This window comes from Geoalkalibacter subterraneus, assembly GCF_000827125.1.
GTDB lineage: Bacteria > Desulfobacterota > Desulfuromonadia > Desulfuromonadales > Geoalkalibacteraceae > Geoalkalibacter_A > Geoalkalibacter_A subterraneus.
Map to the genome: position 1 here is coordinate 1,231,513 of NZ_CP010311.1, position 17,050 is coordinate 1,248,562.

General features: G+C 53.9%; 17 protein-coding genes and 1 tRNA gene. 13 read left to right on the forward strand and 5 right to left on the reverse strand.

The window, feature by feature from the left end; all coding sequences use genetic code 11:
- Complete coding sequence (locus tag GSUB_RS19000; RefSeq protein WP_052464598.1) at positions 1–1,176, reverse strand: TRAP transporter large permease subunit; 1,176 nt, start codon at positions 1,174–1,176, stop codon at positions 1–3.
- Positions 1,177–1,297: 121 nt separating this feature from the next.
- Between GSUB_RS19000 and tnpA the strand changes: the two genes are divergently transcribed.
- Complete coding sequence (gene tnpA / locus GSUB_RS05560) at positions 1,298–1,735, forward strand: IS200/IS605 family transposase (protein WP_040198735.1); 438 nt, start codon at positions 1,298–1,300, stop codon at positions 1,733–1,735.
- Positions 1,736–1,804: 69 nt separating this feature from the next.
- On the opposite strand, the gene GSUB_RS05565 is transcribed toward tnpA, so the two are convergent.
- A complete protein-coding gene (locus tag GSUB_RS05565) occupies positions 1,805–2,485 on the reverse strand; it encodes a TAXI family TRAP transporter solute-binding subunit (RefSeq protein ID WP_084211776.1) in 681 nt (226 codons plus the stop codon).
- Between the two features lie 348 nt (positions 2,486–2,833).
- On the opposite strand from GSUB_RS05565, the gene ispE reads away from it, so the two are divergent.
- The 12 genes from ispE to dnaB all read left to right on the forward strand — a co-directional run bounded on the left by ispE (position 2,834) and on the right by dnaB (position 13,114).
- Complete coding sequence (gene ispE, locus GSUB_RS05570; RefSeq protein ID WP_040199646.1) at positions 2,834–3,694, forward strand: 4-(cytidine 5'-diphospho)-2-C-methyl-D-erythritol kinase; 861 nt, start codon at positions 2,834–2,836, stop codon at positions 3,692–3,694.
- An 84-nt stretch (positions 3,695–3,778) separates the two neighbouring features.
- Positions 3,779–3,853: transfer RNA gene (locus GSUB_RS05575), tRNA-Gln, on the forward strand.
- 160 nt (positions 3,854–4,013) lie between these two features.
- Positions 4,014–4,955, forward strand: a complete 942-nt coding sequence (locus GSUB_RS05580) for a ribose-phosphate pyrophosphokinase (RefSeq protein WP_040199649.1) — start codon at positions 4,014–4,016, stop codon at positions 4,953–4,955.
- Between the two features lie 66 nt (positions 4,956–5,021).
- The gene (locus GSUB_RS05585; protein ID WP_040199651.1) at positions 5,022–5,636 is read left to right on the forward strand and encodes a 50S ribosomal protein L25/general stress protein Ctc; all 615 of its coding nucleotides are present in this window, start codon (positions 5,022–5,024) and stop codon (positions 5,634–5,636) included.
- A 10-nt stretch (positions 5,637–5,646) separates the two neighbouring features.
- A complete protein-coding gene (gene pth, locus GSUB_RS05590) occupies positions 5,647–6,222 on the forward strand; it encodes an aminoacyl-tRNA hydrolase (RefSeq protein ID WP_052464600.1) in 576 nt (191 codons plus the stop codon).
- Between the two features lie 30 nt (positions 6,223–6,252).
- Positions 6,253–8,274 carry a sodium-translocating pyrophosphatase gene (locus GSUB_RS05595; protein WP_040199652.1) on the forward strand — a complete coding sequence of 674 codons (2,022 nt, stop codon included), beginning with the start codon at positions 6,253–6,255 and terminating at the stop codon, positions 8,272–8,274.
- A gap of 78 nt (positions 8,275–8,352) precedes the next feature.
- Complete coding sequence (ychF, locus tag GSUB_RS05600) at positions 8,353–9,447, forward strand: redox-regulated ATPase YchF (protein WP_040199653.1); 1,095 nt, start codon at positions 8,353–8,355, stop codon at positions 9,445–9,447.
- 150 nt (positions 9,448–9,597) lie between these two features.
- Entirely contained in the window at positions 9,598–9,954 is a 357-nt protein-coding gene (rpsF, locus tag GSUB_RS05605) for a 30S ribosomal protein S6 (protein ID WP_040199654.1), read from the forward strand.
- 39 nt (positions 9,955–9,993) lie between these two features.
- Complete coding sequence (gene rpsR, locus GSUB_RS05610) at positions 9,994–10,239, forward strand: 30S ribosomal protein S18 (protein WP_040199655.1); 246 nt, start codon at positions 9,994–9,996, stop codon at positions 10,237–10,239.
- A gap of 33 nt (positions 10,240–10,272) precedes the next feature.
- Entirely contained in the window at positions 10,273–11,202 is a 930-nt protein-coding gene (locus GSUB_RS05615; RefSeq protein ID WP_040199657.1) for a DUF2232 domain-containing protein, read from the forward strand.
- 15 nt (positions 11,203–11,217) lie between these two features.
- On the forward strand, positions 11,218–11,673 hold the full coding sequence (gene rplI / locus GSUB_RS05620) for a 50S ribosomal protein L9 (RefSeq protein WP_040199659.1): 456 nt from the start codon (positions 11,218–11,220) through the stop codon (positions 11,671–11,673).
- Between the two features lie 73 nt (positions 11,674–11,746).
- Positions 11,747–13,114: a replicative DNA helicase gene (gene dnaB, locus GSUB_RS05625; RefSeq protein WP_040199661.1), complete on the forward strand. Its 1,368-nt coding sequence runs from the start codon at positions 11,747–11,749 to the stop codon at positions 13,112–13,114.
- A 45-nt stretch (positions 13,115–13,159) separates the two neighbouring features.
- Here the strand turns inward: dnaB and GSUB_RS05630 are convergent, their stop codons facing one another.
- Genes GSUB_RS05630 through dusB form a run of 3 tightly spaced genes read right to left on the reverse strand, consistent with a single transcriptional unit; the run spans position 13,160 to position 16,707 of the window.
- Complete coding sequence (locus tag GSUB_RS05630; protein WP_040199663.1) at positions 13,160–14,590, reverse strand: sigma-54-dependent transcriptional regulator; 1,431 nt, start codon at positions 14,588–14,590, stop codon at positions 13,160–13,162.
- A 39-nt stretch (positions 14,591–14,629) separates the two neighbouring features.
- Positions 14,630–15,739 (reverse strand): two-component system sensor histidine kinase NtrB, encoded by a 1,110-nt coding sequence (locus tag GSUB_RS05635; protein ID WP_052464603.1) that lies wholly within the window; start codon positions 15,737–15,739, stop codon positions 14,630–14,632.
- Entirely contained in the window at positions 15,739–16,707 is a 969-nt protein-coding gene (gene dusB / locus GSUB_RS05640; RefSeq protein ID WP_040199667.1) for a tRNA dihydrouridine synthase DusB, read from the reverse strand. Before dusB ends, GSUB_RS05635 begins: the two co-directional genes overlap by 1 nt.
- Positions 16,708–17,050: the final 343 nt, after the last annotated feature.

A 17,050-nucleotide genomic window follows, 5' to 3' on the forward strand; every position in this document is an offset into this window, starting at 1 on the left:
TCAGTTGGAGGTCGCCTGGAGTTCGCGCTTGTTCTTTGTTTTTTGCATGAACCAGACCAGTGCGACGATCACAACACCAATCCCATCAGTCATAAAGGTCGGCCAGTAGAGAAGCAGTGTGGCCGGTGCCAGCAAAGCCCATTCTATCACCGAAGTCCTGCGGATCCAGTATCCCATCATCAGGCTTGAAAAGGCGATAGTCCCAAGTACAGCTGAGAAGAAGGAAGAAAATATGCGAATCGGAGTCGGTGAGATTTCACTGCGCACGATAGTGTCGCCAAAACTGACCATGGCTCCAGGACCGGAATAGACCTGCACGACCGTGGCGTCTTTCTTTGCCTTTATCTCCTTGACCTGATCTCCTACACGGATTTGCGCAAGCAGATCCCCTTTGGAGAAATCGTCTCCCTCGGCCACACTGACCTGCATGACTGTGGCAAACGGCGCATCGATCTCGGGCATTTTGCTCTCGACAATCTTGCCTTGAAACAGAATCGATGGAGTAAATGCAAAGAGCAGGGGCATAACGTAGAGCATCTTGGCAAATTTGAATGCCGTCCAGCCTGTTTTCCAGGGGTCAGAGCCTGCAACTGCGGCCCCGGCATAGGCCGCAACGCAGACCGGTGGGGTGATATTTGAATCCTGGCTGAGCCAGTAGACGATCTGATGCGCAACGATGGCTGCGACACCGAATTCGCCCAAGGCCGGGACGGCAAGGACTGCAACGATCAAGTACGAAGCGGTGACCGGTACCCCCATGCCGAGCACCAGCGATGCCAGGGCGATCAGGATAATGGCAAGCAGCAGGCTGTTGCCGGCCAGGGCAATGATGAGATCGGAGAATTTTAATCCCATCCCGGTCAGAGAAATAACGCCGACGATGACTCCGATGACACCAACCGTCGCACCGATAATCAGAGTGTTGCGTGCCCCGGTCTGGATGGCTTCCCAGATTTCACGGGTGCCCATCCGGGTCTCCTTGTGTAGCCAGCTCACGGCGATGCACGAGATCGTCGCCCAGAACGCGGCATACCCGGGAGAACGGCCCATCAACATCAGCACCGTGATGATCACCAGCGGCAGGGCATAGAACCAACCGGTTTTGAGGACCGTCTTCCAGTGGGGAAACTCTTCGTCCTTGATGCCGACAATGTTGAGTTTGAAGTAGAAACCCACACCCTGTGGGTGTGGTGATGTGGACTGGCTACGCCGGTCCCGAATGGGTATGGCTGAAAGCCGCTCACTGTTATTCTTTCTTTCGAGTTGTGCCGCAACATCGAAAAGAAAGGAGAAAACAGTGAGCAGCCGATTTCGTAAGTTATCACACTCGATATGGCACTGCCAGTATCACATCGTTTGGGTCCCAAAGTACCGGTTTCGGATTTTGCAGGGAAAAGTGAAAGAGGCCGTTGAATCAGGTATTCATGCGATATGTGGCTATTCCGGTTGTGAAGTCGTGGAGTTGAATGTTCAGCCCGATCATGTCCATCTGGTTGTGATGATCCCGCCCAAGGTGTCGATCTCGAACTTTCTGGGGCGGTTAAAAGGGCAGACGTCGATGAAACTGTTTCAGCAGTTTCGGCATTTGCGGAAGAAACCCTATTGGGGCAACCACTTTTGGGCCAAGGGCTATTGCGTTGATACCGTCGGCATGGATGCGGACATGATACGCAAGTATGTCCGCTATCAGGACAAGCAAGAGCGGCAAATGGAGCAACTTCAGTTGGGAGATTGAGGACAGGACCGCGGCACAACTCCAGCCCGCCCCCTTGGGGGCAGGGCCAGCCCCCCTATGGGGGGCGAACTACAAAGCCACGTCCTGTGGGCGTGGATTCTTTACAATCAGAATCGGATTGCTGGCCGCTGCCTGGATGACCGATGAGTTGGGGAATCCGGCAAACACCCACATGGCGTCAATCAAGCCGTCTGCCAATGCCGAGGCACCTTGGCTGTAGCCGATAAATTCGGGAGTGAAATTGTCCCATAATCCGACGGCGGTGAAAAAGCGTTGGGCAGAAGCTGCTGCGCCTGAGCCGGCAGGCCCGACAGCAACGCGCTTGCCTTCCAACTCTTTAACGCTGGTGATGCCGCTATCCTTGAGGGTCAGAAGATGTGCAGGGGCACCATACAGATATGCCGCGGAGTAGACATTGCCGTATTCGCGGGGGTCGTTGGTCAATTTGCCGTTTTTGCCGAGATAAAGATCTCCGGCATAAACGACGCCGAAATCTGCATCCCCGGAATTTACGCGCCGCAGGTTCTCAACAGAACCGGCCGATGCCATATTGGATACTTCGAGATCAGCCTGGGTACGGGAAAGACGGGAAGAGATGGCGTTGGAGAAATACTGGAAAGTGCCGCCGTCCGGTCCACCGGAAAAGGCCAGACGAGTTTTTGCCGCCTCCGCAATGCTGCCTGAAAAAATCAAGGCAAAGACAAACAGTGTTGCAGAAAGTGTCGCCAACAATTTAGTTCTGTGAATCATGAAGTCCTCCTTTTAGGGTCGAAATTAGAACGCCATTTTGCCTGTAGCGCTCCCTGGTTAAGCAATCTCTGCGCCAAGGGGTGGGCGATGAAATGCTTCAGTCAAATATCTTTATAATAGCTTATTCTACCATAGTTGCTTGATTTTTTCTGGGAAAGACCGTGCCTGATTGCAGGCTGAAATTCGCCGACCGTGGCGAAAAGTGGCCTTTCGGGGTGTGGCGCCCGGAAAGAGGTAGAACGAGATTCTGGTTTGGCGAAGAAAAATCTGCAGGAGGGCAGTCTTATTGCCTTGACCCATTCGGTTGACCTGGTTTAGAAAGCGGACAGCATTTCAGGAGGTTGTGCAGTGGAGAGAGTTTTTCTGGCGCCGGCAAAGATTAATTTATGCCTGCATGTTCTGGGGCGCCGCTCAAATGGTTATCACGAGCTGTTGATGTTGATGCAGCCTGTTTCTCTGACCGACCGGGTGACGCTGCGTCTTTTGGATGAACCTGTTTTTGAGGTAGAGTGCCCAGAGGTGCAGCTTGCGGAGGGTGAGCAGAATATTGCTCTGCGTGCCGCTCGCGCCGTTTTTGCTCGGGTGGGCTGTGGTGGTGGGGTCAGGGTCCGTGTGGACAAGAAGATTCCTGTTGCAGCCGGTCTCGGTGGCGGGTCTTCGGATGCTGCGACGGTCCTTACGGGCCTGAACGGCATGTTGGGGTCGCCGCTTTCGACTGAATCTCTGATGTGTGAAGCGCTGAAGCTCGGGGCGGATGTGCCTTTTTTTGTGCAGGGGACTTCTTCCTGGGCCAGGGGAGTCGGAGAGCGTCTCGATCCTGTCGATAAGATGCCGGCAGTTTGGTACGTTCTGGTCAACCCGGGATTTGCCGTATCTACAGCGTGGGTGTACGGAAATTTGGGGTTGACATCCCCAGGTGATGTCGCTAAACTTCCGGAGTTTTCCGGCTTGACTGACGATCTTCTGCGGCTTCTGCATAATGATTTGGAGCGGGTGACGGTCGCGCGATATCCAGAAGTGGATCGGATAAAGCGAGCTCTTCTTGAGCAGGGTGCGCTTGGTGCCCTGATGTCGGGAAGCGGACCGACTGTATTCGGGGTTTTCTCTGAAAAAGATCGGGCGACTGCCGCTTACGAGAGACTTCGATCGGTGTCCGGATGGTCGGTATTTCTTGTGCAGCCCTTACGGTCCCCGACGGTTTATGTGTGACTCGCCTCCTGGGCTGCTGTCCCCTGTGGTGACCGACTGCCTGTTTGCAGGTTTTCAATAATTTGGTTTTGTTGTGTTTTTTATTGGGGCGTCGCCAAGCGGTAAGGCATCGGATTTTGATTCCGACATACCCAGGTTCGAATCCTGGCGCCCCAGCCATTTAACCAACGATCAAGGGCTCCGCAACGGAGGGCGAAGTTTGGTCCTTCTGGTGGGGGCTTTTGATTTTTGAGCTTTTTTTCACTCCTGGGGCAGGGGCGCCTCGAGTGGTTGTGGGGCGAAATAATGGTCTTTCGTTACAGCAGGAAAGGATCGGTTTTTGGATAAGATCAAGGTTTTTACCGGCAATGCGAATGTACCGCTGGCGCGAGAGATCTGCGGCCATCTGTCAGTCCCGCTGGCCAATGCCAACGTGCGAACTTTCAGCGATGGCGAAATCATGGTTGAAATCGGCGAAAATGTCCGGGGCCGTGATGTTTATGTGATTCAGCCCACCTCCGCACCTTCCAATAATAACATTATGGAGTTGTTGATCATGACCGATGCTCTCAAGAGAGCTTCGGCATCGCGTATCACGGCAGTTATCCCTTATTTCGGCTATGCGCGTCAGGATCGCAAGGTGGCGCCGCGCACACCGATCACCAGTAAGCTTGTTGCCGATCTTATTCATGCCGCAGGCGCGTCGCGTGTGCTGACTATGGATCTGCATGCCGGCCAGATACAGGGGTTTTTCAATATCCCTGTGGATAATCTGTACGCCGCCCCGGTTATCCTTGATGATCTTAAGGCACGTTTTTCCGACCAGCGCCTTGTGGTTGTCAGCCCTGATGCCGGTGGCACCGAGCGGGCGAGAGCGTTTGCGAAACGGCTCGACGCCGGTTTGGCGATTATCGACAAGCGGCGCAGCAGTCCTAATGTTTCCGAGGTCATGCACGTCATCGGTGATGTGGAAGGTGAAATCTGCATGATCGTGGATGATATGATCGACACTGCCGGAACGCTCTGCCAGGCTGCCAGTGCCCTTAAACAGAAGGGAGCCAAGCAGGTCTACGCCTGCGCCACTCATCCGGTCCTGTCGGGGCCCGCTCTTGATCGTATCAGTGAGAGCAACCTGGAGGAAGTTGTGGTCACCAATTCCATCCCCTTGGGAGAAAAAGCCTCCCAGTGTTCCAAGCTGCGCGTACTCTCCATTGGGCGTTTGCTGGCTGAAGCTATTCGCCGCATCCACGATGATGAGTCCGTCAGTTCTTTGTTCGACTGATACTCGCTGGGTTGAATTCTCTTTTACCTGAAAATACGCAGTCAACTGCTTTGGAGGAATAAACAAATGGCACAGTCTGAATTGTTGGTCCATGCACGTGAAGCAACTGGCAAGGGTGCGGCACGCTCTGCACGTCGTGAGGGAAAGATCCCCGGGGTCGTCTATGGCAAAGGGATGGACGCTTGTGCCGTATCGGTTGATCCTAAGGATCTGGAAAAAGCAATCTCCACGGAAGGGGGTTGGAATACTCTGATCACCTTGAAGGGAGATGGCCCTTTTGCGGATAAAGTGGTTATCCTCAAGGATCTCGTTGTGGATCCTATTAAGGGGTTTCCTCAGCATGCCGACTTTCACGCGCTGGACGTAAAACGCAAGATTTACACGATGGTCCCGGTGCATACGGTCGGCAAATCCCAGGGAGAAAAAGAGGGCGGTTCGCTCCAAGTTATTCGTCATGAGCTCGAGGTCTACTGTCTGCCGAGCCAGATTCCGGCTTCAATTGACGTCGATGTAAGCGCGCTTAATATTGGCGACGTAGTGCATATCGATGACCTCGAGCTGCCTGAAGGTGTTGAGGTGCCGCACGAGGTTAACTTCACCGTGGTCACCTGTACTGGTCGCAAGCCTGAAGAGGAAGAGGGCGAAGAGGAGCAGGAACAGGAAGTTATTACGGAAGAATAGGATTCTGGCCGTGAAGCTGATTGCCGGTTTGGGCAACCCTGGTGACAAATATGCTCGTACGCGGCACAACGTCGGTTTCATGGCGCTCGATGAGATTGCCCGGCGGGCATCAATTCCTCTGAAGAAAAAAGGTCATCAGGGGGTCTATGGTATTGGAAGGTTTGCCGGCGTTGAGGTCACTCTTCTTCAACCTCATACATTTATGAATCTGAGCGGAGCCAGTATTGGCTCCGCTGTTAAATCCCTCGGAATAACACCGGGGGATTTGCTCGTGTTGCATGACGATATTGATCTGCCCTTCGGAACCATCCGCATCAAAAGGGGTGGGGGGCATGGCGGGCAGCGCGGTGTGCGACATATCAGCGAAGTCCTTGGTACCAAAGATTATACCCGCATTCGGATCGGGGTCGGACGACCTCACCCCGGTCTGGATGCTGCTGATTATGTACTGCGGCCTTTTACAAAGGAAGAGGAATCGTTACTTGGTCAGGTTCTCGAAAATGCCGCTGGAGCAGTGGAAGTCATCCTCGCTGACGGTGAGCAAAAAGCGATGAACCTTTATCATTGCAAGGAAGTTTCCGTTTAATCCATTAAAGCAAAGAGAGGGTAAGGTCACATGGAAATGCAGATGTTCGTTCCGATTGTGGGTGTGATCGGTTTCGCTGTCGCCATTGTGCTGTATACGTTTGTCAAGGCCCAGCCGGTTGGCAATGACAAGATGCGCGAAATTTCAGATATGATCCATGCCGGTGCCATGGCGTTCCTGCGCCGTGAATATCGCGTGCTGGGGATCTTCATCGCCATTGTATTTTTTCTCATTCTGATCAGCATGGGTTATCAGACTGCCTTCAGCTTTCTGGGCGGTGCGATTTGCTCCATGACCTGCGGTTTCATCGGCATGAAGGCCGCTACCCGGGCTAATGTACGAACCACTGAAGCTGCACGTGAGTCCGGTCAGGCCAAGGCGCTTCAGATCTCCTTCGATGGCGGCGCTGTCATGGGACTGTCGGTGGCTTCTCTTGGTCTGGTTGGCGTCGGCTTTGCCTACATTTATTTTGGTGGTTCCCCTGAAACAGCCAGCTACATCAATGGTTTTGCCATGGGGGCATCTTCCATCGCTCTGTTTGCCCGTGTCGGTGGCGGCATCTACACCAAGGCCGCTGATGTCGGGGCCGACCTGGTCGGCAAGGTTGAGGCCGGAATCCCTGAGGACGATCCTCGTAACCCCGGCGTTATTGCAGACAACGTCGGTGACTGCGTTGGCGACACCGCAGGTATGGGTGCCGACATTTTTGAATCCTATGTCGGTTCGATCATTGCGACGATCGCCATTGCTGCTGCCGCTTCCCCTCAGCTTCTTGCTACTCTCGGCGGCGGCGACCCTGAGGTTGTTCGCGCCAGTGCCATGTTCATGCCTCTTGGCCTCGCCACGCTGGGACTTATTTTTTCCTTCGTCGGCATCTGGTCGATGAAGAAATTCAGTGACCGAGACCCTGCCAAGGCGCTTCATCTCACCACTTTCGTTGCAGCAGGTCTCTTTTTGCTGTTTTCCTTCTTTGTGGTGATTTTCTCAAGTCTCAAATTCGGCGTCTTTCTTGCTATTCTGGTCGGCACTCTTGCCGGTGTAGCTATCGGACAGATCACTGAATATTATACTGCCCACGGTCCTGTTGTACGCATTGCTAATGCCAGCAAAACAGGGCCTGCCACCAACATTATCAATGGTTTTGCGGTTGGCCTTGAAAGCACCGCCGCTCCTATTTTTATCATTGTTATTGCGATCGCCATCGCCAATGGCGTTGCCGGTCTCTACGGCATCGGTATTGCGGCGGTAGGGATGCTTGCGACTGTAGGCGTGACCATGACCGTCGATGCATACGGCCCCATTGCAGACAACGCCGGTGGTATCTCCGAGATGGCCGGGCTTGGTCCTGATGTGCGTAAAATCACAGACGGCCTGGATGCAATCGGCAACACCACGGCTGCCATCGGCAAAGGATTTGCCATCGGTTCTGCTGCCTTGACCGCTTTGGCGCTTTTCAGTGCCTACGCAACCACAGTTGGTCTCGAGGCGATCAATCTGATTGAGCCCCGCGTCGTTATAGGTCTCTTGATCGGCGGTGCGCTGCCGTTTTTCATCGGCGCACTGACCATGACCAGCGTCGGGCGTGCCGCAGGCCAGATGGTCGATGAGATCCGCCGGCAATTCCGCGAGATTCCTGGGCTTCTTGAAGGGAAGGAAGGTGCCAAGCCTGAACCCGAGAAGTGCATCGATATTTCCGCCAAGGCTGCTCTTAGAGAGATGGTTCTTCCCGGTGTTATCGCAGTTGTGATGCCGGTACTGGTCGGGTTTATCATCGGCAAAGAGGCCCTCGGCGGTATGCTCGCAGGTGCGACCGTTGCCGGCGTTCTGCTTGCGCTGCTCATGTCCAACGCCGGTGGGGCCTGGGACAACGCAAAGAAATACATCGAAAAAGGGGATCTTGAAGGCGAGCAGAAGGGCGGGGAAGCTCACAAGGCTGCTGTTGTCGGCGATACTGTCGGCGACCCGTTCAAAGACACCTCCGGTCCCTCGATGAACATTCTCATCAAGTTGATGAGTGTTGTTTCTCTGGTGATCGCACCTCTGCTTATCTGAGGCGCTTCCACTTTTCTGCAAAATCCGATAGCCGGGGTTCAAGCCCCGGCTATCTTTATTTATGGCGGTTAAATACTCATGGGTTTTAAATGTGGTATCGTCGGCCTGCCCAATGTGGGCAAATCGACCATTTTCAATGCATTGACTTCGGCGGGCGCCGAGTCGGCCAACTACCCTTTCTGCACCATTGAGCCGAATGTCGGAATCGTTTCCGTGCCCGACTCGCGTCTTGATGAACTTGCGCGCATTGTGAAGCCGCAGAAGGTGATTCCGACCACGATGGAGTTCGTCGACATTGCCGGGCTTGTCAAGGGTGCCAGCCAGGGAGAGGGGCTCGGGAACCAGTTTCTCGGCCACATACGCCAGGTCGATGCCATCGCACATATCGTGCGCTGCTTCGATGATGACAACGTAGTGCATGTGGATGGCTCTGTGGACCCTGTACGCGACGTCGATGTGATTCAGACGGAGCTTAACCTGTCTGATCTTGAAACGGTCGAACGTCGCATTCAGCGTGGGGAAAAGCAGGCACGCAGCGGGGATAAAAAACTTCAGGCCGAGATCGATGTCCTGCAGAAGGTGCGTGCGTGTCTTGATCAGGGTCTGCCCGCACGTCGTGTTCAGCTTGATGATGAGCAGTGGATTATTCTGCGCGATTTACACCTGATTACCGCTAAACCGGTTCTATATGTAGCCAACGTTTCCGAGAGCGATCTCGATGGGGCTCACCCTTATGTGGCTTGTCTGCGAGGACGGGCTGAAGAGGAAAAGGCAGAAGTCGTTGTGATCTGTGGCAGTATCGAATCGGAAGTCTCTGAACTTGATGGCGATGAGAAAAAAGAATTTCTTGCGGAATTGGGATTGGCCGAATCGGGGCTCGACCGTATGATTCGTGCCGGATATGATCTACTTGGCCTGATTACTTACTTTACTGCAGGGGTCAAGGAAGTCCGGGCCTGGACCATCACCCGTGGTACCCGCGCCCCGGGAGCCGCCGGGGTAATCCACACCGATTTTGAAAAGGGCTTTATCCGCGCTGAAGTCATCTCCTATGAGGATTATGTACGTGTCGGAGGCGAGAACAAAGCGAAGGAAAAAGGCCTGATGCGCCTTGAAGGGAAGGAATATGTCGTAAAAGACGGAGACGTCATGCACTTCCGGTTCAACGTCTAATCATAAATAGAACGACCAGGTAAAAAAGGTTGAAGAAGCTGCAGTTTTGTGGTAAAAGGCTAAGTTCACTGAAGCGTGGGGCTCAATGTGCCCACTCCTTGCTCCGGCCGGTGCCGGGGCGAAATACCCGAGAGGAGGAATTGTAAACCGATGAGAAGTTACGAAACCATGTTCATCGTTCACCCCGAGGTGGTCGGTGACGATTTCAAGGCCCTGGCTGATAAGTTCCAGGGAGTGATCACCGAGAGTGGTGGTGAGATCGTTAAGGTGGATGAATGGGGTTCGCGCACGCTGGCCTATCCGATTCAGAAGCTGAACAAAGGCACATACGTGATCCTCTATTTCCAGGCTGATCCTCAGGTGATTTCCGAGCTTGAGCGGCGGATGCGTCTTGATGACAAGGTGTTGCGTTTCAATACCCTGGTGCACGAAAAAGGGTTGAAACTGTCTGCCCCCGAGAAGGAAAAATCTGAAGAAGGCGAAGCCGCCGAGGCCGCCGAGGCCTGACCCCGATCTTTGATTTAAGGAACTGGAGGATAAAAGATTATGGCACCACCGAGAAGACGTTTTGGACGGCGTAAAGTTTGTCGTTTCTGCGCTGATAAAGACCTTAAGATTGATTACAAGGAAGTCGATACCCTGCGTGGTTTTGTGTCTGAGCGCGGCAAAATTGTTCCCCGACGTATTACTGGAACCTGTGCGCCCCATCAGCGCTTTTTGACCGAAGCGATCAAGCGTGCGCGCAAGATGGCCCTGCTTTCCTACACTTCGTCCCATTCCCTGGTGGATTAAGGGCGAATTTATCTCCGCTGTGGATTTTACCCGATGAGGGACTGGATTTTATTTGCCCTCGGCGGGGCGGTTGTAACCGCACTGTTGTACTGGGGTGCGCAGAACATCGTCCCCCTGGCGCTCTTTTTAAATTTGTTCACTCCCATGCCCGCGGCATATACACATATGCGTTTCGGCACTCTGCCGGGTGGATTGGCGGTTCTGGGGGCCTGCGTGATTCTGGCTGTTTTTTTTCCCGCAACAATGGCGGGGGGATATCTTCTGCAGTTCGGAATTCTGTCCTTCGTCATTCCTCTGCTCCTGCGCAGGGGAATCGCCTGGGATCGCACGGTTCTTTTGAATGTGTGTGCCGTCATGCTTGTTGCGGGGGTATTACTGGTCGGATTTTCCGTCACCCAGGAGGTGTCGCCTGCCCAGGTCATTCGTCAGCAGGCGGATTTAGCCGTTGCACAGGCGCTGGAGTTTTACGACCAGGGGCAGTTTCCCGCCCAGGATCGTGACCAGTTCGCGAGCACACTCGGAGATATGGCTGATATTTTTGTCAGGATCTTCCCGGCGCTCGGAGCAGTCATCGTCGCAGGGCTGTCGCTTCTGACAGTCCTTTTGCTGAACTCCTTCTCCGGGGGGCGCTACCGTGTTCCCGGGCCAGAGTTCGCTGCCTGGCGATCGCCGGAGTTCCTGATTTGGGGGGTGATCGCAGCCGGGTTCTCAATGTTGATTGATCAGCCCCTGCTGCGCACAGTGGCCATGAATCTTCTGATTCTTCTTCTGCCCATTTATTTCGTGCAGGGGATGGCCGTGGTGAATCATTTTTTAAAGCGTCGGGCCGTTTCGCCCATCATTCGATCCCTCATTTATTTTCTCATTTTCATTTTCAACCCTCTCCCGTTGGTGGTAACCGGGGTTGGAGTGTTTGATTTGTGGATCGATTTTCGGAAGCCTAAAATAAAAAAAACGTCGTGATACATGGAGGACCCCATGGAAGTCATACTCAGAGAAGCCGTTGACGGCCTCGGCAATATCGGTGACATTGTCAAGGTAAAGCCGGGCTATGCCCGTAATTTTCTTGTGCCCCGCGGCTTTGCCATTCAAGCGGACAAGCGCAATGTGCGTGAACTCGAACACCAGAAGCGCATGCTTGAGCGCAAACTGCAGAAGCTGTCCAAGGACGCTGAAGCCCTCAAGCAGCGTATCGAAGCTGTTGAGTGCGCATTTGAACAGCGTGCCGGGGAGGAAGGTAAGCTTTTCGGTTCTGTGACCAGTCTCGATCTTGAGAAGAAACTTCAGGATGCCGGCATTGAAATCGATCGCAAGAAGATCAAGCTGCCTGAACCGATCAAGAGTCTTGGCGAATTCAAGGTTCCGGTGCGCCTCAACGCAGGGGTGGTCGCTGAAATTAAAGTGACCGTCTCGGCACAGGAAGAAACCGAGTAATTCCCATTCCTGTTACACTTCGAGGGGCGGCTGTCTAACGGTCGCCCCTTTTGTCTTTTAATCAGGTTTCACTATGGAAGAAGCGCGTTCGCATCGTCTCCCCCCCCAGAGCCTCGAGGCGGAAATGTCCGTTCTCGGCGGCATTCTCATTGATGAGCAGGCGCTGGATAAAACGCTTGAGTTGCTTCGGCCTGAGGATTTCTACCGTGAAAGCCACCGGCTGATCTTTGAAAGCCTTATCGCGCTTGGGGAAAAAAGCGAGCCTGCCGACCTGGTGACTCTCTCCGCCCATCTTCAGAGTCGACAGAAACTCGAAGCCGCAGGCGGACACGCCTATCTGGCCACCCTTGTCGATTATGTTCCGACCGCCGCCAACATTGTCTATTACTGTCGATTGGTTAAAGAGAAAGCGATTGCACGTCGGCTGATCTCCGTGGCAACCGAAATTGCGACCTCCGGGTACGAAGGTGGCAATATTGAGGAGATTCTTGATCAGGCTGAGAAATCGATTTTCGAAATTGCCGAAAACCGTACCCGCCCCAGCTACTATCCTGTCCGCGAGATTCTGAAAGAGACTTTTCGCAATATTGAAAAGCTCTATGAACGCAAAGAGTTGGTCACCGGGGTTCCCACCGGCTACCTTGACCTCGACAAGATGACTGCCGGCCTGCAGCCTGGCGATCTGGTTATTATTGCCGCTCGTCCCTCCATGGGGAAAACCGCTTTCTGTCTGAATCTTGCTGAGTATGCCGCCGTTCGTAGTGAGAAGAAAACAGCGAGCCTGATCTTTTCGCTGGAGATGGGGAAGGAGCAGCTGGTACAGCGTCTCCTTTGTGCATCGGCTCTGGTTGATGCCAGTCGCATGCGGACAGGAAACCTGGGAGAGTCGGACTGGCCGAAGCTGACTGATGCCGCAAGCCGATTGGGCGAGGCAAAAATCTATATTGATGATACGCCCGCCATCAGTGTGCTGGAGATGCGCGCCAAGGCCCGTCGCCTTAAGGCACAGGATGATATCGGGCTGGTCATTGTTGACTATCTTCAATTGATGCGCGGCAACAATCCCGAGAGCCGCCAGCAGGAAATCTCTGAAATCAGTCGCTCTCTTAAGGCTTTGGCCAAAGAGCTCAACGTCCCCGTGGTGGCCTTGTCGCAGCTCAATCGCTCTTTGGAGAGTCGCACCGACAAACGGCCTGTCATGGCTGACCTGCGCGAGTCAGGTGCCATCGAGCAGGATGCCGACGTCATCATGTTTGTTTATCGCGACGAGGTTTATTGTCCTAAATGCAAGAAGAATGAGGAGTGCGGCGAAAATCACCGGGGCGCGGCGGAAATTATCATCGGCAAGCAGCGAAACGGTCCCATCGGTACCGTCCATCTTGCTTTCCGTGGTGAATACACACGCTTTGAAAACGTCGATCGCCACCACGAAGAATTCTGACCGTTTGCCGTTTTTTTATCCGAATTGGAAGAATTCAGCTGATTTTCACTCTTTTTTCAGATCGATACCGAGGGTCTGAATCTTTTTACGCAGCGTGTTGCGGTTTATGCCAAGCACCTCCGCTGCTTTGACCTGATTTCCCCGTGTTTTTTCCAGCACAATCTGGATCAGGGGCCTTTCCATCTGGTGCAGGACCATTTCATACAGGTTGTTAAGCTCCTGAACCTCCATTCCGCCGATTGACCCTCGCAGCTTTGCCGTAATCAATGCCTCAAGGGAGCCGTGGTCCTCGCTGTTGTCTGCCTCATGGAGTGATGTGAAATCCTCGGGGGCCAGGAGTTGGTTGGGGCTGAGAAGGGCGGCGCGTTGAATAGTGTTTTCCAGCTCACGGACATTTCCCGGCCAGGCATAGGATTGCAAAAGAGCCAGTGCCTCAACGCTGCAGCCCAATGCGGCCGTTCCAAATTTCTGCCGTGCTGCCTGGATGAAAAAATCCACCAGCAGAGCAATATCGTCTCCTCTCTCCCGCAGCGGCGGTAGATTGAGGGGGACAACATTGAGTCGGTAGAAAAGATCCTCCCGAAACTCCCGGCCCTGAACCTTTTTCCCGAGATCCTGGTTAGTTGCCGCGACAATGCGTACATCGACCTGAATCGTGCTGTTGCCGCCGGTTCGGGTGATCTCTTTTTCCTGAAGCACGCGCAGGAGCTTGGCCTGCAGATCGAGGGGCATATCCCCGATTTCATCGAGAAACAGGGTCCCTCCATCGGCCTGTTCGAATTTGCCTGCTTTGCGCTCCACCGCCCCGGTGAAAGCTCCTTTTTCAAAACCGAACAATTCACTTTCAAGCAGTTCGCGCGGGATCGCAGCGCAGTTCAGTGCCAGAAAAGGCTTCCCCAGGCGTGGACTGTTAAAATGTATGGCCCGTGCGACCAGTTCCTTGCCGGTACCGCTTTCGCCGGTGATGAGGACGGTCACGTCGGATGGGGCAATCCTGCCGAGTGTCTTGTAAACCTCCTGCATCGGTTTGCTGTTGCCGACCACCGTGCGTTCAAGGTGGTAATGCTGCTTGAGTTCCCCTTTGAGCCGACCGACTTCGGCAGAGACTTCGCGAGCCTTGTCGGCTTTGAGCAAGATGGCATCGAGAGCGTCGAGATCAAAGGGTTTTGTGATGTAGTCGTAAGCGCCCCGCTTCATCGCCTCGATGGCATTTTTCATGGAGGATTCAGCGGTCATGATGACTGTCAGGGTTTGTGGGCGTTTATCCTGAAAGCGAGTCAGCAGGTCGAGGCCTGAAATGCCGGGCATTTTGATGTCGAGGATCGCCAGATCGTAGCTGTTGCGTAGAAACAGGTCCTCGGCCTGGTTGCCGTCGCTGGCCAGATCAACCTCAAAGCCTTTTTTGCCGAGGGCCTTGGACAGAACCCAACGCATACTTTCTTCATCGTCGGCAACCAGGATGCGTCGAATAGGCATAGCAGGAAAACTCTCTTTCGAAGTCAGGTATTTGATGTATCAGCGATAAAAGGGGAGAGAAACGGAAAATGTGGTTTTCTGTCCAGGCAGGCTGTCCACTTTAAGAAACCCCTGATGCTCGCTGATGATTTTCTGGCAGATTGCCAGCCCCAGGCCGCTGCCTTGAGTCTTGGTTGTGAAGAAGGGGGTGAAGATCTGTTCCATCTGCTCTTTTGCGATTCCAGGGCCGTTGTCGCTGATGTCGACCACGATGAAGGGAATCGGGCGGTCTCCGGGTTGTTGAAGATGATATTCGGAGGCAACACGTGTGGCAATCTCCACGCGTCCTCCCTTTTCCACGGCTTCCCCGGCATTTTTGATCAGGTTGAGAAAAAGTCGTGTCAGCAGGTTTTCGTCCCCCTTGATGGGGGGGATGCTGGGGTCGAGTTTGAGAGCGAAGTCAATCTTTTTATGGCGAAGGGCCTCGCGTTGGAAAAGAACGATGTCGCCAAGGAGTTTGGCCAGGTTGACTTCGTCTGTTTCGGGCCGGCGCGGACTGGAGAGGTCCATTAATTCTTCAATGATGCCGTTCAGGCGCTCTACCTCTCGAATCATGACGCGAGTGTATTCCTGCAGCTCGTTGTCGGTGCTGAATTCCTGTGCCATCAGCTGTGCCGCGCCCCGAATGCCGCCAAGCGGGTTTTTGATTTCATGAGCAAGTCCTGCCGCCATGGTGCCGATCATCGACAGGCGATCAGTCCGCCGTACTGCCGCTTCAAGTTCCCTGATGCGCGAAAGATCCCGTAAAATCAGGACCACCCCTTCCTGGCTGCCGTCGTGATCGAAAAGCGGCGAGACCGAAACCCTGACCGGCAGGGGAGTGGAGGCCGGCCTGAGCAGCAGCAGTTCTTCATAGTTGACGATGGAGCGACCTTCTCGGATGACGCACTGCACCAGGGTCAAAAGTACGCTCTGTCCTCGGAAAATCGTATCGAACAATCGCCCGAAACATTGTCTGAGGCTCATACCGGTCAGGTTTTCCGCCGCAGGGTTGAAGAGAGTTATTCTGCCCTTGCGGTCAAGAGCGATAACCGCATCTTCGACATTTTCCAACACCCGGGCGTAGAGCTGCGGGTCGGTGGAGGCCCCTGTTCTATTGGAGATACTCATTACAATTGATCGGATGACGCAGAAAAGAATGCGTCGGTTTCCCGGACCATTTCAGCTATGGAGCGGGTGCTGTTGATTCGTGCGCGAAAGTTGGCGGCGCCGGGCAGGCCTCGTGCATACCAGCACAGGTGTTTGCGCATCTCGCCCAGAGTGCGCGTTGCCCCGAAATATTCCAGGTGCATGTCGATGTGAAGCAGGGCAACTTGGCGTCGTTTAGCTGGCGGAGGACAAGAGGTTTCCTCCCTGTTGTTCAGGTTGAGAATGCTGCGTGCCAGCCATGGGTTGCCGTATGCCCCGCGGCCGAGCATCAGTGCATCGCACCCGGTCTGTTCGGTCAGTCTGTCGGCGTCGGCAGGTTTGAGGACGTCGCCGCTTCCGATGACGGGAATTTTAAGCGCTTGTTTTAGTTTTCGAATGTGACTCCAATCGGAGAGGCCGCCGAATCCTTGAGTCCGGGTCCGGGGATGAAGGGTGACAGCATCGGCACCTTCTTCCTGCGCCATACGACCGACTTCCAAGTAATTTTCACTGTCCCGGTCCCAGCCGGAGCGAAACTTGACGGTCAGAGGGCGCCGTGTGACATGACGTACCGCACGGATGATAGCGGCTGCACGAAGGGGCTCTCGCATCAGGGCCGAACCGGCCCCGGAGCGAACAACTTTTTTAACCGGGCAGCCCATGTTGATGTCGATAACATCGGCCTCCTCTTCAACAAGCGCCGCTGCCCGCGCCATGATGTCCGGATCTGCTCCGAACAATTGGACGGCCAGGGGTTTTTCGCGCGGCTGGGAGCGCAGAAGGTCACGTGTGCGGGCGCCATTGTAGACCAGTCCGTTGGCGCTGACCATTTCGGTAAAAACCAGGCTGACGCCAAAACTTTTGAAAATCAGACGGAAGGGCAGATCTGTGATGCCGGCCATGGGGGCCAGGAAAAGATTGTTGGCAAGGGAAAGATTGCCTATCTTCATATTTTATATCTCTTTTGCTTAAATTTTATGCATATTATCACGCCCCTTGTTCAAGTCAAAAGGAAATTCATCTTGCCTTCCTGGTGTGAATACTGTATACAAAATAAAGCTTGACATTGTTCGGTCCCTGTTGCTAGAAAAGTGACTAAAATGATATTTGAAAATATTGTTTACGGTGGAGAATGCACTGCCCCATCTTCTTGATAATTTTATTGTTTTTTATAACGGTGTTATTTTCTTTTTTCTTGAGGTATTGGGACTTTGGGGGCCGGCGGAAATGAGTCCGCTGTGTCTGTTTGGGTAGGCTTTTATTGGATGCCGTTCCGGTAATTCTGCCGGAGGG

Coding starts and splice junctions, on each gene's coding strand:
- GSUB_RS05565 (WP_084211776.1), bottom strand. CDS start 2,485: ATGATTCACAGAACTAAATTGTTGGCGACACTTTCTGCAACACTGTTT.
- rpsF (WP_040199654.1), top strand. CDS start 9,598: ATGAGAAGTTACGAAACCATGTTCATCGTTCACCCCGAGGTGGTCGGT.
- GSUB_RS05615 (WP_040199657.1), top strand. CDS start 10,273: ATGAGGGACTGGATTTTATTTGCCCTCGGCGGGGCGGTTGTAACCGCA.
- rpsR (WP_040199655.1), top strand. CDS start 9,994: ATGGCACCACCGAGAAGACGTTTTGGACGGCGTAAAGTTTGTCGTTTC.
- dusB (WP_040199667.1), bottom strand. CDS start 16,707: ATGAAGATAGGCAATCTTTCCCTTGCCAACAATCTTTTCCTGGCCCCC.
- GSUB_RS05595 (WP_040199652.1), top strand. CDS start 6,253: ATGGAAATGCAGATGTTCGTTCCGATTGTGGGTGTGATCGGTTTCGCT.
- GSUB_RS05635 (WP_052464603.1), bottom strand. CDS start 15,739: ATGAGTATCTCCAATAGAACAGGGGCCTCCACCGACCCGCAGCTCTAC.
- GSUB_RS05585 (WP_040199651.1), top strand. CDS start 5,022: ATGGCACAGTCTGAATTGTTGGTCCATGCACGTGAAGCAACTGGCAAG.
- GSUB_RS05630 (WP_040199663.1), bottom strand. CDS start 14,590: ATGCCTATTCGACGCATCCTGGTTGCCGACGATGAAGAAAGTATGCGT.
- dnaB (WP_040199661.1), top strand. CDS start 11,747: ATGGAAGAAGCGCGTTCGCATCGTCTCCCCCCCCAGAGCCTCGAGGCG.
- rplI (WP_040199659.1), top strand. CDS start 11,218: ATGGAAGTCATACTCAGAGAAGCCGTTGACGGCCTCGGCAATATCGGT.
- ychF (WP_040199653.1), top strand. CDS start 8,353: ATGGGTTTTAAATGTGGTATCGTCGGCCTGCCCAATGTGGGCAAATCG.